13 protein-coding genes are annotated in these 22,957 nt (G+C 64.3%); 9 read left to right on the plus strand and 4 right to left on the minus strand.

The genetic code is table 11. From position 1 onward, the window contains the following. Nucleotides 1–35: 35 nt before the first annotated feature. Nucleotides 36–797: a histidine utilization transcriptional repressor HutC gene (hutC, locus tag NKI54_RS23255; RefSeq protein WP_352636612.1), complete on the minus strand. Its 762-nt coding sequence runs from the start codon at nucleotides 795–797 to the stop codon at nucleotides 36–38. Beyond that, a complete protein-coding gene (locus tag NKI54_RS23260; protein ID WP_352692500.1) occupies nucleotides 794–2,146 on the minus strand; it encodes a formimidoylglutamate deiminase in 1,353 nt (450 codons plus the stop codon). The genes hutC and NKI54_RS23260 overlap by 4 nt, the downstream gene beginning before the upstream one ends. A gap of 98 nt (nucleotides 2,147–2,244) precedes the next feature. On the opposite strand from NKI54_RS23260, the gene hutI reads away from it, so the two are divergent. The 8 genes from hutI to NKI54_RS23300 all read left to right on the plus strand — a co-directional run bounded on the left by hutI (nucleotide 2,245) and on the right by NKI54_RS23300 (nucleotide 20,388). Next, a complete protein-coding gene (hutI, locus tag NKI54_RS23265; RefSeq protein WP_023674418.1) occupies nucleotides 2,245–3,480 on the plus strand; it encodes an imidazolonepropionase in 1,236 nt (411 codons plus the stop codon). Continuing rightward, the gene (gene hutH, locus NKI54_RS23270; protein ID WP_023674419.1) at nucleotides 3,477–5,012 is read left to right on the plus strand and encodes a histidine ammonia-lyase; all 1,536 of its coding nucleotides are present in this window, start codon (nucleotides 3,477–3,479) and stop codon (nucleotides 5,010–5,012) included. The genes hutI and hutH overlap by 4 nt, the downstream gene beginning before the upstream one ends. 274 nt (nucleotides 5,013–5,286) lie before the next feature. Beyond that, a complete protein-coding gene (hutG, locus tag NKI54_RS23275; RefSeq protein WP_352692501.1) occupies nucleotides 5,287–6,105 on the plus strand; it encodes an N-formylglutamate deformylase in 819 nt (272 codons plus the stop codon). Between the two features lie 32 nt (nucleotides 6,106–6,137). Continuing rightward, on the plus strand, nucleotides 6,138–7,808 hold the full coding sequence (gene hutU, locus NKI54_RS23280) for a urocanate hydratase (RefSeq protein WP_023674421.1): 1,671 nt from the start codon (nucleotides 6,138–6,140) through the stop codon (nucleotides 7,806–7,808). 8 nt (nucleotides 7,809–7,816) lie between these two features. Beyond that, nucleotides 7,817–8,404 carry a HutD/Ves family protein gene (locus NKI54_RS23285; protein WP_023674422.1) on the plus strand — a complete coding sequence of 196 codons (588 nt, stop codon included), beginning with the start codon at nucleotides 7,817–7,819 and terminating at the stop codon, nucleotides 8,402–8,404. Between the two features lie 268 nt (nucleotides 8,405–8,672). Next, on the plus strand, nucleotides 8,673–17,243 hold the full coding sequence (locus NKI54_RS23290) for a glycoside hydrolase family 94 protein (RefSeq protein ID WP_352692502.1): 8,571 nt from the start codon (nucleotides 8,673–8,675) through the stop codon (nucleotides 17,241–17,243). Between the two features lie 363 nt (nucleotides 17,244–17,606). After that, a complete protein-coding gene (locus NKI54_RS23295; RefSeq protein WP_352636821.1) occupies nucleotides 17,607–19,376 on the plus strand; it encodes a glucan ABC transporter ATP-binding protein/ permease in 1,770 nt (589 codons plus the stop codon). Between the two features lie 259 nt (nucleotides 19,377–19,635). After that, nucleotides 19,636–20,388: a heme ABC transporter permease gene (locus tag NKI54_RS23300; RefSeq protein WP_352636822.1), complete on the plus strand. Its 753-nt coding sequence runs from the start codon at nucleotides 19,636–19,638 to the stop codon at nucleotides 20,386–20,388. A 245-nt stretch (nucleotides 20,389–20,633) separates the two neighbouring features. Here NKI54_RS23300 and NKI54_RS23305 read toward each other — a convergent pair whose 3' ends face one another. Next, nucleotides 20,634–21,692, minus strand: coding sequence for a D-TA family PLP-dependent enzyme (locus NKI54_RS23305; RefSeq protein ID WP_352636823.1), 1,059 nt, complete (start codon nucleotides 21,690–21,692; stop codon nucleotides 20,634–20,636). Between the two features lie 246 nt (nucleotides 21,693–21,938). Between NKI54_RS23305 and NKI54_RS23310 the strand changes: the two genes are divergently transcribed. Continuing rightward, nucleotides 21,939–22,625 carry a D-lyxose/D-mannose family sugar isomerase gene (locus NKI54_RS23310; protein WP_352636824.1) on the plus strand — a complete coding sequence of 229 codons (687 nt, stop codon included), beginning with the start codon at nucleotides 21,939–21,941 and terminating at the stop codon, nucleotides 22,623–22,625. A gap of 41 nt (nucleotides 22,626–22,666) precedes the next feature. Here NKI54_RS23310 and NKI54_RS23315 read toward each other — a convergent pair whose 3' ends face one another. Beyond that, nucleotides 22,667–22,942, minus strand: a complete 276-nt coding sequence (locus NKI54_RS23315) for a hypothetical protein (RefSeq protein WP_352449242.1) — start codon at nucleotides 22,940–22,942, stop codon at nucleotides 22,667–22,669. Nucleotides 22,943–22,957 lie beyond the last annotated feature (15 nt).

Raw genomic sequence — 22,957 nt, forward strand, 5'->3', positions numbered from 1 at the left:
ATTTGCTCCGCGACCCTCCCCTCAAGGGGGAGGGTTTACCCCTGCGACGGCGTGAACCGCGCCACCAGCGTGTGGTTCTCTGCCGCATAGGTGAAGCGGACATGGGTGACGGGGTGCTCGGCGCTCCATGTCCGCCGCTCGATCACCAGGCACGGCGCGCCCGTCGCGATGTCGAGTGCCGCCGCTACGCGCTTTTCGGCGGCAACCGCGCGGATGCGATGCTCGGCCGCACTCCACGGCACACGGCCGATCAGCCACGGACCGGGCGCGGTGTCGAAAAACGCCTCATCGGCGGCCTCCGGCACGGCAGCCAGGTTGATCAGCCGCTGCTCGTGGGCGAACGGCCGCTTGCCGGCGAAATGCCGGCATTCCAGCACCAGCACCGGCCCGGCGACGTCGAGTTCCAGCAGGGCGCGGTCGTCGGCGCTGCTGCGCCTTCTGTTTCGCGCTATGCGCTCATAGCGGTAGGGCAGGCCAAGTGCCTCGACCTCGATCCGGATGTCGTGGATTTCGAGAACGGCTGCCTGCGACTGCGGCCGGCGGACAAAACTGCCGGAGCGACGCCGGCGCTCGATCAGCCCGGCCTTGGCCAGTTGCGACAGCGCCTTGTTCACTGTCATGCGCGAACAATTGTATTCGGCCGTCAGTTCGTGCTCGAACGGAATGCGGTGGCCGGGCGCCCAGGCACCCGACAGGATCCGTTCGCTGATGTCCGACAGGATGCGCTGGTGCAGCGAAAGAACCTCGCCGCCGTCCGCGCTTCCAGAATCCGCGCTTATTGTCCCGATCATGCTCATGCCGAAAGCGCCGTCATCACCTTGCGGAACCGCTCGGCGATGGCATCGCGCCTGGCATGCATGCCGCCGCTGACCAGTTTCTTGCCATGCACCCAGACGCAATCGACCTTGGTGCCGTTGGCAAAAATCCAGGCATCAAGGATTGCATCGCCCGTCTTGCCGGCCAGCGATGGATGCTTGCCGTCGAGCGAGACGAAATCGGCCGAGGCACCTGCTGCGATCTGCGAGGGTCCGGCGCCCAGCGCGGCACTGCCACCATCGAGCGCTGCATCGAATAGCGCACGGCCGGTCGAGCCGCCGGCCACCGCCAGCACGTTGCGGGCGCGGCGGGCGAGGCGCTGCGAATATTCGAGCTGCCGCAACTCGTCCGGCAGGCAGATCAGTACGTTTGAATCCGAGCCGATGCCGAAGCGGCCGCCATGCTGCATGAACAAGGACGCGGCAAAGGTGCCGTCGCCGAGATTGGCCTCGGTGATCGGGCAGAGACCGGCAACGGCGCCGCTGTTCGCCAAATCGGTCGTCTCGGTGTCGGTCATGTGGGTGGCGTGGATGAGGCACCAGCGCTGGTCGACCTTGGCGTTGGCAAGCAGCCATTCGACCGGCCGCGCGCCGGACCAGGCAAGGCAGTCCTCGACCTCCTTCATCTGCTCGGCGATGTGGATGTGGATAGGCCCCTCCGGCGCCATCACCGTGATGTTTTCCAGTTCCTCCGGTGTCACGGCACGCAGGCTGTGCGGGGCGACGCCGACGACGCCTTGATTCAAGGTGCGAATGGATTCGCGGCTTTTCTCAACAAGCCGCGAGAACTGGTTCACATCGTTGATGAACCGGCGTTGGCCTTCATTTGGCGCAGCGCCGCCGAAAGAGGAATGCGCGTAGAACACCGGCAGCAAAGTCAGCCCGATGCCTGTCTCGGACGCTGCAGCAACGATGCGCTGCGCCATCTCGGCGATATTGGCATAGGGCCGGCCGTCGCGGTCATGGTGTAAATAATGAAACTCGCCGACGCGCGAGAACCCGGCCTCCAGCATCTCGACATAGAGCTGGGCCGCGACCGCCTCGACTTGGTCCGGCGTCATCGACAGCGCGAAACGGTACATCACCTCGCGCCAGCTCCAGAAACTGTCGGCGGAAGGGCCGCGCAATTCGGCAAGGCCGGCCATGCCGCGCTGGAAGGCATGGCTGTGCAGGTTCGGCATCCCTGATAGCAGGATGGCACGGCGCTCGTCTCCAGGCAGGAGCGAGGTATTCGCCTTGACCGTGGCGATCCTGCCGTCGGAGATGACGATCCGCACATTGCTGTGCCAGCCGTCGGGCAGAAGCGCCTGTTCCGCAAAGATTGCTGTCACGTTTTTCTCCAAATCCCGGTCTGCCGTGCGATGATAGCGCTTGCAGTGCCTTTTCATATGTATATACATAATCGTCACCTATTGAAACGGAAAAGATGATGGCTGCAGAGAGCAAAAGCCGGGCAGGGGAGGTTCGCCTCTGGCGCAATGCGCGCCTCGCGACCATGGCCGAAAGCAGCCCCGGGTCAGGCGTTGTCGAGCACGGTGCAATCGCCGTGCGCAACGGCCGGATCGTCTATGCTGGGCCGGAAGCCGACATGCCGGCAGCACTTAGCAAAGGCGCCGAGGCGATCGACTGCGAAGGCCGCTGGATCACGCCCGGCCTGATCGACTGCCACACTCATCTGGTCCACGCCGGCAACCGTGCCAATGAATTCGAGATGCGGCTGGCCGGCGCCAGCTATGAGGAGGTTGCCAAGGCCGGCGGCGGCATCGTCTCCTCGGTCAAGGCATTGCGCGCGGCGAGCGAGGACGAACTGGTCGGCCAGTCGCTGCCGCGCCTCGATGCGCTGCTTGCCGAAGGCGTAACCACCGTCGAGATTAAATCCGGCTACGGTCTCGACCTCGAAAACGAGAAGAAGTCGCTGCGCGCCGCACGACGGCTGGGCGGTGAGCGGCCGGTGACGGTCAGGACCACTTTCCTCGGCGCTCATGCGCTGCCGCCCGAAGCAAAAGGTGACAAGGACGCCTTTATCGATCTTGTTGCAAAGCAGATTTTGCCGGCCGTCGCTGCCGAGGGCCTGGCCGATGCCGTCGACGGTTTTTGCGAAGGCATTGCCTTTTGGCCGGAGCAGATCGCCCGCGTGTTCGATGCCGCGAAGGCGGCGGGCCTGCCGGTCAAGCTCCATGCGGACCAGCTGTCCAATCTGCACGGCGCCGAACTTGCGGCGCGCTATGGTGCGCTATCGGCCGACCACCTCGAATACACCGACGAGGCCGGTGCGGCGGCGATGGCGAAGGCCGGAACCTTGGCGACCATCCTGCCCGGCGCCTACTACTTCATTCGCGAGACCAAGAAGCCGCCGATCGCCTTGTTTCGCCAGCATGGCGTCAGGATGGCCGTTGCCACCGATAACAATCCCGGCACGTCGCCGCTGACCTCGCTGCTGCTGACCATGAACATGGCCGCGACATTGTTTGGCCTGACCGTCGATGAATGCATTGCCGGCGTTACCCGCGAGGCTGCCCGCGCGCTCGGGCTGCTTGGACAGACCGGCACGCTGGAGGCCGGAAAATCGGCCGATCTGGCGATCTGGAACGTCGAGCGCCCGGCCGAACTCGTCTACCGCATGGGCTTCAACCCGCTGCATGCCCGCATCTGGAGGGGACAATGACCGAACTCAAGCTAAGGCCGGGCAATGCCACGCTGGCCGATTGGCGCGCCATCTATCGCGGCGCCGCGCTGAGGCTCGACGATGCCTGCCGGCCGAAGATCAAGGCCAGCGCCGAGGCCGTCGCCAGGATCGTTGCCAAGGGCGAGCCGGTCTATGGCATCAATACCGGCTTCGGCAAGCTGGCCAGCGTCCGCATCCCCGCCGCCGATCTGGAAACGTTGCAGCGAAACATCGTGCTGTCTCATGCCGCCGGCGTCGGCGAGCCGATGCCCGTCGCAATCTGCAGGCTGATGATGGCGCTGAAGCTGGCCAGCCTGGCACAGGGCGCCTCCGGCGTGCGGCCGCGGACGATCGAACTGATCGAGGCGATGCTGGCCAACGACGTTATCCCCGTGGTGCCGGCGCAAGGCTCGGTCGGCGCTTCCGGCGACCTTGCGCCGCTGTCGCACATGACCGCCGTGATGATCGGCGTCGGCGAGTGCTTTACCCCGCATGGCCGCTTTCCCGCCAAGGTCGCCTTCGTTTCGCATGGGTTGGAGCCGGTGACACTGGGCGCCAAGGAAGGCCTGGCGCTGCTCAACGGTACCCAGTTTTCGACCGCCTATGCGCTTGCCGCTTTGTTCGAGGCGGAAGTGCTCTACCAGTCGGCACTGGTCGCCGGCGCGCTGTCGACCGATGCCGCCAAGGGCTCCGACGCTCCGTTCGATCCACGCATCCATCTGCTCAGGAAACATCGCGGCCAGATCGAGACGGCCGAGGCGTTGCGCAATTTGATGGCCGGCAGCGCCATCCGTGAATCACACCGCGTCGGCGACGAGCGCGTGCAGGATCCGTATTGCCTGCGCTGCCAGCCGCAGGTGATGGGCGCAGCACTCGACGTGCTCCGCAAGGCCGCCGAGACGCTCGGCACCGAGGCCAACGGCGTCACCGACAATCCGCTGATCTTTGCCGAGGACGACTCCGCACTTTCGGGCGGCAATTTCCATGCCGAGCCGGTCGCCTTCGCCGCCGACATGATCGCACTCGCCGTCTGCGAGATCGGCTCGCTGTCGGAGCGGCGCATCGCCATGCTGGTCGATCCGGCGCTGTCGGGCATGCCGGCCTTTCTCACGCCCAAGCCGGGTCTGAATTCCGGTTTCATGATCCCTCAGGTCACGGCGGCAGCACTGGTTTCTGAAAACAAGCAAAAGGCCTATCCGGCCAGCGTCGATTCGATCCCGACCTCGGCCAACCAGGAAGACCACGTCTCGATGGCGGCGCATGGCGCGCGCCGCCTCATCGGCATGGTCGAGAATGCGACGGCCGTCATCGGCATCGAATTGCTGGCCGCCGCGCAAGGCTGCGATTTCCACGCACCGCTGGCCTCGAGCGCGGCCCTGGAGGCGGTGCGCCGGCTGGTCAGGGCAGAGGTGCCGCATCTCGACAACGACCGGCACTTCCACCCCGACATGGAGAAGGCCATCGCCATGATACGCAGCGGCGCGGCGGTGAAGACCGCGGGTGCGGTGAAACTGCCGGGCGTTGCGTCATGAGGCGGTGTGCCGTGACAGGTCGCGTTCTGTCGCGCCCCCCTCTGTCCTGCCGGACTGTCCGGCAGGACAGAGGGGGGCGCTGTCCCGCTGACGTCCTGCCAGAAACAAAAAACCCGCCTCAAAGGCGGGTCGTCGGGCCGAATCAGCACCATACCGAACTTAGTAGCATAGCTGCCGGCACAAAGCAAGAACAAAATGCGTTCCGACCGGCAAAAAGCGAGGTCGGTGTTCACGGACGATTGCAAGGTCGCGTTCTGTCGCGCGGAGACTTCCGATGACCTCACCCTCCTGGCTCACCGTCACCCAAGGCACAGCACCCCTGCTGGTTTCGATCCCGCATACCGGCATCGATCTCGCCGGCCTCGACAGCCGGCTGGTCTCGCCCTGGCTCGGCCGCCGTGACGCCGACTGGTGGATCGACAAGCTTTATGACTTCGCCGAGAGCCTCGGCGCGACGGTCGTGCATACGGCGATTTCGCGCACCGTTATCGACGTCAACCGCGATCCGTCCGGCGTTTCGCTCTATCCCGGCCAGACGACGACTGGGCTCTGCCCGACAGAGACCTTTGACGGCGATCAGCTCTACCGCAAGGGTGAAGAGCCGGGACCGTCGGAGATCGACGAACGCCGCGAGAAGTTCTTCGTACCCTATCATGCCGCTCTGCAGGCCGAGATCGACAGGCTGCGCGCTTTGCATGGGAAGCTCGTCGTCTATGACTGCCATTCGATCCGCTCGGTGCTGCCGCGCCTTTTCGAAGGCAAATTGCCGGTCTTCAATCTCGGCACCAATGACGGCAAGAGCGCCGATCCGACGCTGCAAGCGACGGTTGGCCGGATCCTCGCCGAAACCGGCGAGAGCTACGTCGTCAACGGCCGCTTCAAGGGCGGCTGGATCACGCGCCATTTCGGCCAGCCGCTAGCCGGCGTCCACGCGCTGCAGATGGAACTCTCCAACCGCGGCTATATGCGCGAGCCCGAAGGCAAGGGCGAACCGGCTAACTGGCCGGTGCCTTACGAGGCCGAATTCGCGGCGCCGATCCGCGTCACGCTGAAGAAGATCCTGGAAACCGCGATCGCCTGGGCCGAACGCTGACGCGCGGTGCACCTCACTCGAAAGGGACAATCATGACCGATCCTCGCCACAACATCCGTGAAGTGCGCAGCCCGCGCGGCAGCGAGCTCAACGCCCGCACCTGGCTGACGGAAGCGCCGTTGCGCATGCTGATGAACAATCTCGACCCAGACGTCGCCGAAAACCCCAACGAGTTGGTCGTCTATGGCGGCATCGGCCGGGCGGCGCGCACCTGGAACGATTTCGACCGCATCGTTGCCTCGCTGAAGACGCTTGGCGACGACGAGACGTTGTTGGTGCAATCGGGCAAGCCGGTCGGCGTGTTCCGCACTCATCCTGACGCCCCGCGCGTGCTGATCGCCAATTCCAACCTGGTGCCGCACTGGGCGACATGGGAGAAATTCAACGAGCTCGATAGAAGGGGCCTGATGATGTACGGCCAGATGACGGCCGGCTCGTGGATCTACATCGGCACGCAAGGCATCGTGCAGGGCACCTACGAGACCTTCGTCGAGGCCGGCCGCCAGCATTATCGCGGCAATCTCAGGGGCAAGTGGATCCTGACCGGCGGTCTCGGCGGCATGGGCGGTGCCCAGCCGCTCGCCGCGGTCATGGCCGGCGCCTGCTGCCTGGCCGTCGAATGCGATCCCGACCGCATCGATTTCCGGCTGCGCACCCGCTATGTCGATGAGCGCGCCGACACGCTCGACGAGGCTCTGGAAAAGATCGAGCGCTGGACCAAAGCCGGTGAGGCGAAATCGGTTGGCCTGGTCGGCAACGCCGCCGACATCCTGCCGGAACTGGTGCGGCGCGGCGTGCGCCCTGACATCGTCACCGACCAGACCTCGGCGCATGACCCGCTCAATGGCTATCTGCCCAAGGGCTGGTCGCTGGCCGAGTGGCGCGAGAAGCGCACCAGCGACCCGAAGGCCGTTGAAAGAGCTGCCCGCGCGTCGATGCGCGAGCATGTCGAGGCGATGGTGGCGTTCTGGAATGCCGGCGTGCCGACGCTCGACTACGGCAACAACATCCGCCAGGTGGCGAAGGAGGAGGGGTTCGAGAATGCTTTTGCCTTCCCGGGTTTCGTGCCGGCTTATATCCGTCCGCTGTTTTGCCGCGGCATCGGCCCGTTCCGCTGGGCAGCGCTTTCCGGCGATCCCGAGGATATCTACAAGACCGACGCCAAGGTGCGCGAGCTGACCCCCGGCAACACCCATCTGCACAACTGGCTCGACATGGCGCGTGAGCGCATCGCCTTCCAGGGACTGCCGGCGCGCATCTGCTGGGTTGGGCTTGGCGATCGCCACCGGCTCGGCCTCGCCTTCAACGAGATGGTCGCCAGGGGCGAACTGAAGGCGCCGGTGGTCATCGGCCGCGATCACCTCGATTCCGGCTCGGTCGCCTCGCCGAACCGCGAGACGGAGGCGATGAAGGACGGCTCCGATGCCGTCTCCGACTGGCCGTTGCTCAATGCCTTGCTCAACACGGCGTCCGGCGCCACCTGGGTGTCGCTGCACCATGGCGGCGGCGTCGGCATGGGCTTTTCGCAGCATGCCGGCATGGTCATCGTCGCCGACGGCACGCCCGAGGCGGCCAAGCGCCTGGAAAGGGTTCTGTGGAACGATCCGGCGACCGGCGTCATGCGCCACGCCGATGCCGGCTATGACATCGCGATCGAGTGCGCCCGGGAGAACCAGCTCAACCTGCCCGGCATTTTGGGCTGAGCCGCGCCTTGCGCATCCTTCGGGCAGCCGAATACCGGCCGATGCCGTGGAAGAACGGCGGCGGGGTGACGACGGAGATTGCCGTCTCGCCGCCAGGTGCCGGGCTCGACGATTTCGACTGGCGCGTCTCGATGGCGCTGGTCGAGGGCGGCGGCCCATTTTCCGGATTTGCCGGCGTCGACCGGACCTTGGCGTTGCTGGAAGGCGAGGGCATGATCCTCGACATCGCCGGCCGGCTACCGGTCGAAATCACCAAGGCTTCCGCACCGCTTGCCTTTCCGGCCGACGTGCCGACGCAAGCCACGCTGATCGCCGGTCCGATCACCGACCTCAACGTCATGACCCGCCGCGCCCGGGCGATCCACACGGTCGAGCGCCTGCTGATTTCGGCTCCGACGGAGATCCAGGCCGAAGCCGATGAAACACTCATCCTGTGCGTCGACGGCGAACTCAGCGTGGCCGGCGCGGCGCCCATGCAACTTGGGCCGCTCGACGCGCTGTTGCTCGGGGCGCAAGCGCCGGAACTGCGCCTGGATCCGGTCCGGCCGGCCATGCTGTTCGTGATCCGCATCGACCGCATTGCCGGCAACGATTAACGTCTGTTGCCAAACATGATCGTGACGCCGGCCAAATATCGCGTAAGCTGGTCGCTGCATCACGAAAAAGCCTGAATCTTCCGCCGATCAGAAGCCGAAACGATGCTCATAGTGCCCGCCTGGAAGTTGTCGAAAGACGGCATCTTGTCGTGGTGCGGAAACAAAACTTTCGGCCAAGTGTTGCGATGCAACCAATTGCATTTGGACCGGTTTTAGGGACATTGCCGTGGCGGTGACGCCGCACTGCGTCCCCAACACGGAACCTTAGATGAATATCCAGACCAATCTCGCACAGATCGAAAAGACGAGCGCCAGCTTCCCGGCTGTCACCGACGTGCCGATACGCTCCAATTTCCTGCCGGAAGATCGGCTGCGCGCTTTGGGCGCAGCCCTTGCCAATGGCGACGCCAAGGACTTGTTCGGTCTGACGCCTTTCGATTTTCAGGCGCGCATCCGCGACAGCGCCAGGAAAATTCTCGATGTCTACCGTTCCACCAACGCTGCCCAGGCGAGGGGCGAAACGATCACGCCCGCGGCGCAGTGGCTGCTCGACAACAACTACCTGGTCGAGGAGACCATTTTTCAGGTCAAGCGCGACCTGCCGCGCCGCTTCTACCGCCAGTTGCCGACGCTGAAACTGTCGGATGGATCCAGCGTGCCGCGCGCACTGGCGGTCGCGTGGACCTATGTCGCGCATTCCGACAGTTCCGTCTCGTCGGCCATGTTCAAGGCGATTGTCGAAGGCTTCCAGTCCGTCGAGCCGCTGAAGATTGGCGAATTATGGGCGCTGCCGTCGCTGCTGCGCTTCGTCCTGATCGAGAACCTTCGCCGGATCGCGGTCCGCGTCAATCGCACGCGGGAACTGCGCCAGATCGCCAACGAGGTCGCCGACCGTGTGCTGGCGACGGACGACAGCGCCGACCGGCAGGCGATACTTTCCCACTACAGCGCCCATGCGCAGGACACCACCTTCGCCACCCAGTTGCTCTACCGGCTGCGTGACGGCTCGCAAAATGCCGGCAGGGCGCTGGAATGGCTGGAGGGCGAGCTGGAAAGGACCGGCTCCGACGCCGAGGAGATCATCCTCAGCGAGCACCACACGCTGTCCAGCGGCAACGTGACCACCGGCAACATCATCCGCGGCCTGCGCCTGATCAACGACATCGACTGGACGGTGTGGTTCGAGGGCGTCAGCCGCATCGACACCTTGCTGCGCGAACGCACCGATTTCGCCGCGCTCGATTTCTTTTCGCGCGACCAATACCGGACTGCGATCGAGGAGCTGGCGCGCCGTTCCGATCTCTCCGAATTTCGCGTTGCCGAAAGGGCGATCGAGCTCGCCGGCCATGCTGCCGATGCACCGGGCTCCGAAAGCGGTCCGATCGCTCACACCGACGTCGGCTTCTTTCTGGTCGGCCCGCGCCGGCAGGAGCTCGAGCGGTCGATCGGCTACCGGCCGACCATCGGCAAGACGCTCAACCGGACCTTCCGCAAGACCGGATGGCTGGGCATCGTCGTGCCGGTGTTTGCGCTGACGGTCCTGCTTCTGGTCGTTTCCGGCAATGCGCTTGCCAATCTCGGCCTGTCGGTGCCGCCGATCGTCCTGATGCTGGCCCTGTTCGCGGTGCCGGCCAGCGAAGGCGCGCTCGCATTCTTCAACACCGTCGTCTCGCTGTTTTTGAAGCCGACGCGTCTCATCGGCTATGATTTCAGGCACGGTGTGCCGCCCGAGGCGCGCACGCTGGTGGTGGTGCCGTCGCTGATCGGCTCGCGCGACGATGTCGAGGAGAACATCCGCAACATCGAGGTGCATCACCTCGCCAACACGGCGGGCGAAGTCTATTTCGCGCTGCTTTCCGACTGGCCGGACTCGAAGACCGAGATCGATACGGCGGATGTCGAAATCCTCGAATTCGCCCGCGCCGAAATCGCCAGGCTGAACGCCCGCTATCCCTCGGAAGGGGCGCCGCGCTTTTATCTGCTGCATCGGCGCCGGCTCTACAACGCATCGCAAGGCGTCTGGATGGGCTGGGAGCGCAAGCGCGGCAAGCTGCACGAATTGAACCTTCTGCTGCGCGGGGACAGCGACACCACCTTCCTGCCGTTGGAAGTGCCATTGCCGGAGAGCGTCGTCCACGTGATGACGCTGGACGCCGACACCCGCACCACCCGCGACGCCGTCGCTGCGCTGGCCGGCAAGCTTTGCCACCCGCTCAACCGTCCGCATTTCGATGTCGCACGGCACGAGGTTACGGCAGGTTATTCCATCCTGCAGCCGCGTATCACCGCGTCGCTGACCAGTGGCGACGAGGCATCGTTCTTTCAGCGTGTCTTTTCCGCCAATCGCGGGCTCGATCCGTACGTCTTTGCCGTGTCGGACCTCTACCAGGACATCTTCGGCGACGGTTCCTTCACCGGCAAGGGTCTTTACCATGTCGACGCCTTCGAGGCGGCGCTGAAAGGCCGCATCGAGGAAAACACCATCCTCAGCCATGATCTGCTCGAAGGCGCCCTGGCGCGCTCGGCCTTGGTCACCGACGTCGAACTGGTCGAGGACTATCCGACCCGCTATTCGGTCGACGCGTCGCGCCACCATCGCTGGGCACGCGGCGACTGGCAGCTTCTGGGCTTCATTCTTGGCCCGCGCTCAAACGTGCCGGCGCTGTCGCGCTGGAAGATGGTGGACAATCTGCGCCGCTCGGTGACGCCGATCTTCTGGGTGATGGCCGCGATCGCCGGCTGGACGCTGCTGCCCTTCACGCAGGCCGCCCAATGGCAGGCGCTGCTGATCCTCACGCTGTTCATGGCGCCCACTTTCGACATTGTCGACGCCATCCTGCCGAAGAGCGGCGACCAGACGCCGCGCGGCCATTTCTCGGCACTGGCACGCGACGTTGCCTTCGGCACCGCCCTGGTGGCGCTGAAGATCGTGCTGATGGCGCATCTTGCCTGGATGATGGGCGACGCGATCATCCGCACGCTCTACCGCCTGTTCGTCAGCCGCCAGAACCTGCTCGAATGGCGCACCGCCTCGCAGGCACACAAGGGCGGCGACAACGATCTCGGCTCCTATTACAGCATCATGTACGGCGCGGTGATCATCGGCGTCGTCGGCCTCGCTGTCCCGGTGCTGGCCGATTCCACCGGCGCCTTCGTCGCCTTCTTCTTTGCCTTGTTCTGGATCGGCTCGCCCGCCATCGCCTGCTGGATCAGCCGTTCGGCCGAAACCGAGGACCGCCTGCGCATATCGGCCGCCGACATCCACGCGCTGCGCACCGTGGCGCGACGTACATGGCACTATTTCGAGACCTTCGTGACGGCCGAGCATCACCATCTGCCGCCGGATAATTTCCAGGAAAGCCCGGCCCCCGTGGTGGCGCCCCGCACCTCGCCGACCAATATCGGCGTCTACCTGCTGTCGGTGATTTCGGCACGCGATTTCGGCTGGATCAGCCTCTCCGACGCCGTCAACCGCATCGACGCGACCATGTCGACCATCGAGAGCATGCCGCGCGACCGCGGCCATCTCTTCAACTGGTATGACACGACGACCCTGAAGCCGCTCTACCCGCTGTACATTTCGGCGGTCGACAGCGGCAATCTCGCCGGCCATCTGGTGGCCGTGGCCGCTGCCTGCGCCGAATGGGCCGAAGCGCCGTCGGTGCATGTGCAGGGCGACTTCGAAGGCATCCTCGACACCGTCACCATCCTCGACGAAAGCCTTGAGGAACTGCCCGACGACCGGCGTCAATTGCGGCCCTTGCGCCAGCGGCTCGCCGACCGTCTCGACGGCATGCGGCGGGCGGTGGAATTGATCAAGGCGCAGCCGGAGATGGCGTCGATCCGCACCATCAACCTGGCCGTCCTGGCCGGCGAGATACGCAAGCTCGCGACAGCCATCCATACCGAGGCAGCGTCGACCCAGAGCGACACCATCGCCGATTGGGCGGCCAGGCTCGAAGCCACCTGCGAGGCGCATGTGCACGACGCGCACAGCGACGAAAACGCCGTCGCGGCATTGCGGGCCAAGCTTCTGACGTTGCGCGAGCGCACGCGCCGTTTCGCCTTCGAGATGGATTTCTCGTTCCTGATGCGGCCCGAACGCAAGCTCTTGTCGATCGGTTACCGGGTCGAGGAGCATCAGCTCGACGAAAGCTGCTACGATCTTTTGGCCTCCGAGGCGCGGCTGACCAGCCTGTTCGCCATCGCCAAGGGCGATTTGCCGACCGAGCACTGGTTCCGGCTCGGCCGGCCGATCGTCGAGATCGGCTTCCAGGGCGCACTGATGTCCTGGTCCGGCTCGATGTTCGAATATCTGATGCCGCCACTGGTGATGAAGGAGCCGCAAGGCAGCATTCTCAACCAGACCAGCAAGCTCATCATCAAGCGCCAGATCCAGTATGGCCGTTCGAAGAACGTTCCCTGGGGGATTTCGGAAGCGGCCTACAACGCCCGCGACCGCGAGCTGACCTATCAGTACACCAATTTCGGCGTGCCCGGGCTCGGCCTGAAGCGCGGCCTTGGCCAAAACACGGTGATCGCGCCTTACGCGACCGTGCTGGCAGCGCAGTTCACGCCGCATGAATCCGTCCAGAACCTGGCCAAGCTCAGGCGGCTGGGCGCACTGGGCCGGCACGGTTTTTACGACGCGGTGGATTTCACGCCGCAACGCGTTCCCGAGGGCACCGACCACGCCGTCGTGCTCAACTACATGGCCCACCACTCCGGCATGTCGATTGCCGCAGTTGCCGATGCGATCTTCGAAGGGCGCCTGCGCGACCGCTTCCACAGCGATCCGGTGATCGAGTCGGCCGAATTGCTGCTGCAGGAAAGGGCGCCGCGCGACATCCCGACTGCGACCGTCAGGACCGAGGCCGACGAGCGCTCGAAGGACGAGACCGAGCTGGAAAGCCCGGATACCCGCATCGTGCTCGATCCGCTCAGGGCGCTCCGCTCGACCAGTGTCATGTCCAATGGCCGCTATTCGGTCATGGTGACCGCCACCGGCTCCGGGTACAGCCGCTGGGGCGAACTTGCCGTCACGCGCTGGCAGCCGGATCCGACCGAGGACCGCCTTGGTTCCTATATTTTCCTGCGCGACGCCAGCAACGGAGACTGGTGGTCGACCACCGCCGAGCCGAAGCGCGCCGCCGGCGAGCGTGCGCAAACGCTGTTCTCCGACGACAAGGCGAGCTTCGTCAAATCGATTGGATCGCTGCGTTCGGAAGTCGAGTGCATCGTCATCTCGGAAGGCAATGGTGAGGGCCGACGGGTGACGCTCCACAATGATGGCCCCGCCGACCGGCATATCGAAGTAACCTCGTTTGCCGAACTGGTGCTGGGCTCCGAGCCCTCGGATAATGCCCATCCGGCTTTTTCGAAGATGTTCGTGGAAACCGAGATCGCGCCGAACAACGGCGCGATCTTCGCCACCAGGGGCAAGCGCGAAAAGGACGAACCCGACGTCACCATGGTGCATTTCGTCACCGACCCGTCTGGATCGGCGCGAGACGCCGAGGCGGAAACCGACAGGCGCGCCTTCATCGGCCGCGGCCGCACCATCACCGAAGCGGCGGCCTTTGATCCCGGCGCCAAGCTTGGCGGCCATTCCGGCTTCACCCTGGACCCGATCGCATCGCTTCGCCGGCAGGTGCGCGTGCCGGCCAACAAGAAGATTTCGCTGACGTTCTGGACAGTCGTCGGTACCCATCGCGCCGAATTGGATGCCGCCATCGCACGGCTCGACCATCCCGAAAGCTTCGCCCGCCAGGCGATGCTCGCCTGGACGCGCTCGCAGGTGCAGACCCGGCACCTTGGCCTCAGCCTGTCCGACGCCGCCAATGTGCAGAAGCTGGCGCGCTATCTGATCTATCCCGATCCGTTCCTGCGCCTTCCGGGCGAATCCATCGTCTCCGGGCTCGGCAGGCAATCCAGCCTGTGGCCGACCAGCATATCCGGCGATTTTCCGATTTTCCTGGTCAGGATCGCCGATGTCGCCGATCTGGAGATCGTCGCCCAGGCGCTTCGCTTCCAGGAATACATGCGCGCTCGCGGCATGATGATCGATTTTGTCGTCGTCAACGAGCAGGCGTCTTCCTACGTGCAGGACCTGCAGCGCGCGGTGGAGACGCTGTGCGAAAACAGCCGGTTGCGCGGCAAGGAGCTCGGACCCCGCCAGCACATCTTCGCGGTGCGCCGCGATCTGATGGAGGAAACGACCTACAGGACCTTGCTCGCCGTCGCTCGGGTGGTGCTGCATACGCGCAACGGCACCATCTTCGACCAGATCGAGCGCGCCGAGGCCGCGGCACTGCAGGCGCGGGACGCCGCCCTCCAGCCGGCAGACCTTGCAGCGCTTCGCGAGCCGTCCTTGCCGGTGCCGACGTCGCAAGCATCTGCCGCCCAGGCACTGATCGAGGGCCGCGTCGACGGCAGCGGGCTCGACCAATGGAACGGTTTCGGCGGCTTCGACGGCGACGGACGCCACTACGTTGTGCGTCTTGCCGGCCGGCGCACGACGCCGCAGCCGTGGATCAACGTCATCTCCAACCCATCGTTCGGGTTCCACATTTCGGCTGAAGGCGCTGCCTTCACCTGGAGCCGCAACAGCCGCGACTATCAGTTGACGCCATGGTCGAACGATCCGGTCACCAATCGGCCGGGCGAGGGCATCTATATCTACGATCATGCCAGTGGCAGGGCGTTCTCGCCAATGGCTGCCGTGGTGCGTGATCCGACAATGACCTACGAAACCTGGCACGGGCAGGGTTTTTCGACGTTCCGCTCAAAACGCGGGCCGCTGTCGATGGACCTGACCCATGTTGTCGATCCCGTCGATCCGGTGAAGATATCGCGGCTGCGCATCCAGAATTCGGGTTCGGTGCCGATGCGGCTGCGCGTCTACGCCTATGCGGAATGGGTTCTTGGCGGCCATCGCTCGCGCACCGCTGCAAGCATCGTTCCGTCGAGGGATGCCGCAACCGGCGCATTGCTGGCGCAAAATCCCTATGGGCTCGATTTCGGCGAGCGGATCGCCTTTCTGGCCGCCGACGGTGCTGTGCATTCGGTCACCGCCGATCGCGGCGAGTTCATCGGCAGGCAAGGCACGAGCGAGTTTCCGCATGCCGTGCTGAGCGGCGCCGGCCTGTCCGGCCGTGTCGAGGCCGGCGACGATCCCTGCGCGGCCATCGCACGCGACATCGACATCGCTGCCGGCGGCGACGTCACGCTGTTCTGGCTGCTCGGCGACGCGGCCTCGCCCGAGGCGGCCAGCGCGCTGGTGCAGACCCATCGCTCAAGGGATTTCGATCAGCGGCTGGCCGACAACGAGCGCACATGGCGCGGCTTTCTCGACACAATCCAGGTCGAGACGCCGGACAAGGCACTCGACGCTATGGTCAATCACTGGCTGCCCTATCAGAGCCTGGCCTGCCGCATCCGTGCCCGCTCTGCGTTCTATCAGGCGAGCGGTGCCTTCGGCTTCCGCGATCAGTTGCAGGATACCTTGGCTTTGCTGGCGCATGACCCCAAGCTGGCGCGTGATCAGATACTCAATGCGGCGCGGCGGCAATTCCCCGAAGGAGACGTGCAGCATTGGTGGCTGCCGCGCACCGAGGCCGGCGTCCGCACCATGATCTCGGACGACGTGGTCTGGCTGGCCCACGCCACGGCCCGTTACCTGCTGGTGACCGGCGACACCGCGATCCTGAAGGAGCAACTGCCCTTCATCGAAGGGCAGGCGCTGGGCGAAGGCGAGCACGATGCTTTCTTCATCCCGGAAATCTCGAAGAAGACAGCCTCGCTCTACGACCATTGCGCGCGGGCGCTCGATCTTGCCGTCAAGCGCAGCAGCCCGGCCGGGCTGCCGCTGATCCTCGGCGGCGACTGGAACGACGGCATGAACCGCGTCGGCGAGCACGGCAAGGGCGAGAGCGTGTGGCTGGGCTGGTTCCTGCTGAAGACGCTGGGCGACTTTGCCGCTGTCGCCAAGGCGGAGCGCGATGCCAAGCGCGTGCAGGCCTGGACGAAGCACGCCGAGGTGCTGAAGCGGGCGCTGGAAAGCACCGCCTGGGATGGCGAGTGGTATCGGCGCGGCAGCTTCGACGACGGCACGCCGCTCGGCTCGCGCAAGTCGGACGAGTGCAAGATCGACTCGATCGCCCAGTCCTGGAGCGTGCTTTCGGGCGAGGGCGACCCGGCGCGGTCGACCACGGCAATGGCGCAGGCGATGAAAGCGCTCGTCGACGACGACCTCAAGATCGCCAAACTGTTCACCCCGCCCTTCTCGAAGACGGAAAAGGACCCGGGCTACATCAAGAGCTATCCGCCGGGGGTCCGTGAAAACGGCGGCCAATACACGCACGCGGCAACATGGTTCGTCATTGCGCTCGCCGAGATGGGTCGCACCGACGATGCCTACCGTTGCCTTTCAATGCTCAATCCGGTCAACCATGCGCTCGACGAAGCCGCGGCAGAGCGCTACCGGGTGGAACCTTATGTCGTCGCGGCCGACGTTTATTCCGGGCAAGACAAGGGCGGCCGCGGCGGCTGGACCTGGTATACCGGGTCGGCGGGCTGGCTTTATCGCGCCGCGGTCGAGAGCATTCTCGGCATAGAGCGCCGCGGACAGCGCCTCCAGTTCACGCCGAGACTTCCTAGCCATTGGGACGGCTATTCGGCAACTCTGAAGATGCTGGGCGCCGAGATCAAGGTACGCGTCGTCCGCGACAAAAAGGCCCGGGCCATCTCACTTGAAGTGAATGGCACGAAGACCAAATCTTCGTCCTTCGAGCCAAAAGCCGGAGATAGTGCCGAGGTGGTCGTCAGAATACCGGCCTAGATTCAAGGGCTTGGAGCGTCGCTTAGCGTTCCCAGGGCACGCACGGGCGCTCCAAGTGCCGCTACCGGTTATATTTGCGGTTGACCTTGCTGAATGCCTGCACACGACTTTAGACGTCGTGCCCAGGGTCTTGCTGATTAAAATTGTGGCAGTGCTTTCCAGCTGCCATGATTTTGCCGCAACGCTGACATTTCACCTTTTATCTCAAACTGTTAGACGATCACGGCAAATTTCGAAGCGTCGTCATCTTTTGTTCGCGGAATGGGAACGGAACAGCTAGACGAGCATTGTTTTGCGACGCGTCAACCGGTACGAGTCAAAAAATGACGCACTGCACCATAAATAATTGGCGGAGTAGCTGAAGTGTCACTTCTGCAAATCTACTGGCGAGCGCTCGGTTATCTCGCTGCCGACAGGAAACGCGTTGCGTTTATCTGCGGGGCGAATGTCACGCTTGCCATTATCGCCATCCTCGAGCCGATCATGTTCGGCCGGGTGATCGATGCCATTTCGGACCGCGGCTCGGTGTTCTCGACGCTCGCAATGTGGGCCGGCATCGGCGCTTTCAATATCGTCGCCTTCGTTCTGGTGGCGCGCGGCGCCGACCGCTTTGCCCACCAGCGGCGCAGCGAGGTTCTTTGCCAGTCGTTCGAGCGCGTCATCACCATGCCGCTTGCCTGGCATCATCAGCGCGGCACCTCCAATTCCCTGCACACGCTTCTGCGGGCGGTCGAGACCCTGTTCAGCCTCTGGCTCGAATTCATGAGGCAGCACCTGTCGACAGCGGTCGCGTTGGTTCTGCTGGTGCCCACGGCGCTCAGCATGGATATCCGCATGTCGATGGTACTGCTGGCGCTTGGCGCGCTCTATGTCGGCATCGGACGGCTGGTGATGCGGCGCACCAAGGAAGGCCAGGCGGCCGTGGAGCGTCACTACCACAAGGTGTTTGCGCATGTGACCGACTCGGTCAGCAACGTCGCCGTCCTGCAGAGCTACAACCGCATCGGCCACGAGACCGAGGCGCTGAAGCACTACGTCAAGAATCTGCTCGATGTGCAGAACCCCGTGCTCGACTGGTGGGCAATGGCCAACGCGCTGCACCGCCTGTCGTCGACGATTTCGATGATGGTGGTGCTCTTGATTGGCGCCTATCTGGTGACGCACGGCCAGTTGCGCATCGGCGACGTCATCGCCTTTACCGGCTTTGCCACGCTGCTGATTGCCCGGCTCGACCAGATGTCCGCCTTCGCCAACCAGATTTCCGAGGCGCGCGCCAAGCTCGAGGAATTCTATCATCTCGAGGACTCTGCATCCGACGCCGCCGAGCCCGATGGGCTGCGCGATCTCGTCAACGTCACGGGTCATGTGCGTTTCGAGAATGTCTGCTTCGAGTTCGGCAATTCCGGGCAGGGTGTCGACGACGCGTCGTTCGAGGTCCAGGCCGGCCAGACCGTCGCCATCGTCGGCCCGACGGGCGCCGGCAAGACGACGCTCATCAACCTTCTGCAGCGCGTCTTCACCCCGTCCAGCGGCCGTATCCTGATCGACGGCATCGACACCCGCACGGTGACCCGCAAGTCGCTGCGCCATTCGATCGCCACCGTCTTCCAGGATGCCGGCCTGCTCAACCGCTCGATCGAGGACAACATCCGCGTCGGCCGCGCGGAGGCGACCTATGACGAGGTCCATGCCGCGGCCAATGCCGCCGCCGCGCAGGATTTCATCCTGTCAAAGTGCGAGGGCTACGACACGGTCGTCGGCGAACGCGGCGGACAGCTGTCCGGTGGCGAGCGCCAGCGCATCGCGATCGCCCGCGCCGTGCTGAAGGACGCGCCCATCCTGGTTCTCGACGAGGCGACCAGCGCGCTCGACGTCGAGACGGAAGACCGCGTCAAGGACGCCATCGACGAATTGCGGCGCGGCCGCACCACCTTCATCATCGCCCACCGCCTGACCACCGTTCGCGACGCCGATCTGGTCGTGTTCATGGACAAGGGCCGGGTGGTCGAGATGGGCGGGTTCACCGAACTGTCGCTGCGCAACGGTCGCTTCGCCAGCCTGCTGCGCGCCGGCGGCCTGCTCAACGACGAGGAGGTCCGCCGCCTCAGCCGTCCGGTGAACGAAGCCGCCTGAGCAGCGCGGCTTGCCTTCTCCCCTTGCGGGAGAAGGTGGCCTCGCGAAGCGAGGTCGGATGAGGGGTGCTCCAGCTTGGCGCAAATCTTCATCCAAATCCAGACTTCGGCGCACGGCGATCATTGGCGCCTCACTCCGTCCAGCACCCCTCATCCGGCTCGACGCTACGCGCCGATCCACCTTCTCCCGCAAGGGGAGAAGGGAAGACGTACCGCCGCTGCGGTTGCCGCAACTCCGCCGGCGGTCTATGTAAAGCCGCATGAGCGATACGACTTCACGCCTCTCCGGCTGGATGGACCTTGCCAACCCGACGCGGTTCGTCGGGCTGGCCGACAAGGTCGTGCCGTGGTTGGCGAGCGTGGCCGCCATCGTCCTCGGCGTGGGTCTCTATATGAGCTTCACGGCGCCTGAGGACTTCCAGCAGGGCATCACCGTTCGCATCATGTATATCCACGTGCCTTTCGCCTGGCTTGCCATGATGTGCTACACGCTGATGGCGGTCTCGGCACTGGGCACGCTGGTCTGGCGCCATCCGCTGGCTGACGTGGCGCTAAAATCGGCGGCACCCATCGGCGCCGTCTTCACCGCCCTTGCACTGATCACCGGTTCGATCTGGGGCAAGCCGATGTGGGGCACCTGGTGGGTGTGGGACGCGCGGCTGACCTCGGTCTTCATACTGTTCCTGATGTATCTCGGCATCATCGCGCTGACCCGCGCGCTCGACGATGCCGGGCGCGCCGCCTGGGCCGCCGCCATCATCACCCTGGTCGGCTTCATCAACATTCCGATCATCAAATTTTCGGTCGACTGGTGGAACACGCTGCATCAGCCGGCGTCGGTGTTCCGGCTTGGCGGGCCGACCATTGATCCAAGCCTGTTGTGGCCGTTGCTGGTGATGGCACTCGGCTTCACCGTGCTTTTCTTCGCGCTGCACCTAACGGCGATGCGCACCGAGATCTGGCGCCGCCGCGTCATTTCGATGCGCCGGGTTGCCGTGAGACAGGCTAGCTGATCTTGGTCGAGTTCCTTCGCGCCCCCCTCTGTCCTGCCGGACATCTCCCCCTCAAGGGGGGAGATTGAATGTCACGTATCGTTTCGCCAATCGCGAATGTTGAAAGAGAGGCGCTACCGGCGAAGCTACCGATCTCCCCCCTTGAGGGGGAGATGGCCGGCAGGCCAGAGGGGGGCGCTGTCCGGGCGCTGTCCCTCCAGCGTTTGAAGGATTTTGTACCTGAAGCGCACGCGCTCCAACTGGACTCACCCCATCCGCCCGCGTGCTGCCACCGGCAGCGTCTCCAACACCTTGTCGCCTTCGATCAGATGCACCTCGTCGAACAGGTTGGTGACGACGCAGCAATGGTCGGGCACGACGCGCACGCGCTCGCCGATGCGAAGCTCGGCGCCGCCTGACAGCGTGACGTTGCCGTGCTCTTCGCTGAGGCTGGTCACCCTTGCGCCTGAAATGCCCAGCAGCTCGCCGAAATCGGCGAGCCCCAGTGTGTCGCTGGAGAGCGCCTTGCTGCCGGCGTCGAGGATGGCGCGTGTCGGCGTTGGGTGGCTGACCACCGTCGACAGCACCGTCAGTGCGCAATCGTCGAGGCTGCCGACGCCTTTGGCGACCTGGTAGCGGTCGAGATAGATGTAGGTGCCGGGCCGGTATTCGGTGACGACGCTATGCTCGCCGGAACGCCACATATCGGGTGTGCCGCCGCTGGAGATGCGCTCGCAAGCAAGGCCGGATGCGGCAAGTGCTTGCTGCGCATCGGCGAGCCACGCCTCGGTCTCGGTGGCGCGGCCAGCCCCCGGGTAGGTCATCAAGCCGCCGAAGACGAGCCCCCGGACCTTGTCGATCTCGCTCGCCAGCGCGACTGCCTCGCCGGCCGACTGCACACCGCAGCGGCCCATGCCGGTGTCGCATTCGACCAGCACCGGCAGGCGGTGGCCGGGATCGGTAAAGGTGGCGGCAAGTCCCATCAGCGTGTCCATGCTGTCCGTTGTCACCGACAGGGTTACGCGGCCGTGCAGCGCCTTGAGGCGCTCCAGCTTGGCCCGCCCGAGGATATTGTAGGGCAGAAAGATGTCGGTCAGTCCGGTGTCGGCCATGACTTCGGCCTCGCCGATCTTCTGACAGGTGATGCCGACGGCGCCGGCCGCGATCTGCTTCTTTGCCCAGTAGGGCAGTTTGTGGGTCTTGATGTGCGGCCTGAGCTTCAGCCCGTGCCGGTCGGCATGGGCCTGCGCCCGCGCGATATTGGCTTCGGCGCGGCCGGCATCGATCAGGATCGCCGGCGTATCGAGGTCGTCTATGCTGCGCATGGTCTCACCATCGGAAAATTGGTTGACCTTATGGCCCTGATCGGACCGCATGTCATGGGGCCAGCGACAGCAGTTTGCATCGACACCGGATGGACGTTCGGCTATTGCGGTTTGAGCAATTCCAGGAAAAGTGTGAAACGGTTTTCCGTCCGGAATTGCGTCCAAAAAAAGATAGAACGGTTCATCGTTTCCGTGAAACGATGAACCGTTCTAGCGCTCGCAAAGCGACGGGAAGGAACCACGATCATGAAACGCTCCGCCATCAACGACATCATCCGCGACGCCGACGCCTTCATCAGCTCGTTCGGCTACATCATGCCGCCCTTCGCCTACTGGTCGCCGGAAGAGATGAAGGCGCGCCGGCAGGATTCGTCGGCAATCTTCTCGTCGCGGCTTGGCTGGGACATCACCGACTACGGCCAGGAGAAATTCGACGAGCTCGGCCTGTTCCTCTTCACCGTTCGCAACGGCCGCTACGAGGACATGAAGAAGGGCATGGGCATGCTTTATGCCGAAAAGATCATGATCTCGCGCAAGGATCAGCTGTCGCCGATGCACCGCCACAACATCAAGGCCGAGGACATCATCAACCGCGGCGGCGGCAGACTGGTGCTGGAGCTGTTCATGCATGATCGCGATGGCGGCATCGATCCGAAGGCCGAAGTATCGGTGCCTGTCGACGGAACCATCCACAGACTACCTGCGGGTGGGCTGCTGAAGCTCGACCCAGGCCAGAGCGTCACTTTGCTGCCGGGTGTCTGGCATGCCTTCTGGGCCGAGGGCAAGGACGTGCTGATCGGCGAGGTCTCGACCGTCAACGACGATCTCACCGACAATGTCTTTCGCGAACCAATCGGCCGCTTCGCGGACATCGACGAGGACACAGCACCGCTGCACCTGCTGGTATCCGATTATGAGAAGTGGGTGGGGTAGGGCAGAAGAGTCGGCAGGATTGTCGAAAAACGACCACGAATTCAATTCGTGCGATTAGCAATTCCACGTAGCCTGCGGACTTCGGCGATCAGGCGAGGGATGTCCTGGCGAGCGGCGGCAATGAAATCCTGGTCGGCAATCGTCGCGCCAGTCATTTCGATGTCTTCACCTCTATCCGGTCCTTGGCCGGTTTGGATGAAATTCGATCCTCCAGAAAAATCCCGGCCCTCGACCCACGATTTCCACGGGCCGGTCTGGGCCGCGGCAACTCGGGCTTCCATCTCTTGAAGTTCAAGCTCCGATAGAGATGTGTTCATGACAGCCTCGTGGAG

This window comes from Mesorhizobium sp. M0663, from assembly GCF_040320585.1.
In the GTDB taxonomy this organism is placed as follows: Bacteria; Pseudomonadota; Alphaproteobacteria; order Rhizobiales; family Rhizobiaceae; genus Mesorhizobium.

What these genes read in the sequence shown, in the direction of transcription:
- hutU (WP_023674421.1), top strand. Translation starts at nt 6,138, where the DNA reads ATGACCGATCCTCGCCACAACATCCGTGAAGTGCGCAGCCCGCGCGGC.
- NKI54_RS23300 (WP_352636822.1), top strand. Translation starts at nt 19,636, where the DNA reads ATGAGCGATACGACTTCACGCCTCTCCGGCTGGATGGACCTTGCCAAC.
- NKI54_RS23310 (WP_352636824.1), top strand. Translation starts at nt 21,939, where the DNA reads ATGAAACGCTCCGCCATCAACGACATCATCCGCGACGCCGACGCCTTC.
- hutC (WP_352636612.1), bottom strand. Translation starts at nt 797, where the DNA reads ATGAGCATGATCGGGACAATAAGCGCGGATTCTGGAAGCGCGGACGGC.
- NKI54_RS23305 (WP_352636823.1), bottom strand. Translation starts at nt 21,692, where the DNA reads ATGCGCAGCATAGACGACCTCGATACGCCGGCGATCCTGATCGATGCC.
- hutG (WP_352692501.1), top strand. Translation starts at nt 5,287, where the DNA reads ATGACCTCACCCTCCTGGCTCACCGTCACCCAAGGCACAGCACCCCTG.
- NKI54_RS23315 (WP_352449242.1), bottom strand. Translation starts at nt 22,942, where the DNA reads ATGAACACATCTCTATCGGAGCTTGAACTTCAAGAGATGGAAGCCCGA.
- hutH (WP_023674419.1), top strand. Translation starts at nt 3,477, where the DNA reads ATGACCGAACTCAAGCTAAGGCCGGGCAATGCCACGCTGGCCGATTGG.
- NKI54_RS23290 (WP_352692502.1), top strand. Translation starts at nt 8,673, where the DNA reads ATGAATATCCAGACCAATCTCGCACAGATCGAAAAGACGAGCGCCAGC.
- hutI (WP_023674418.1), top strand. Translation starts at nt 2,245, where the DNA reads ATGGCTGCAGAGAGCAAAAGCCGGGCAGGGGAGGTTCGCCTCTGGCGC.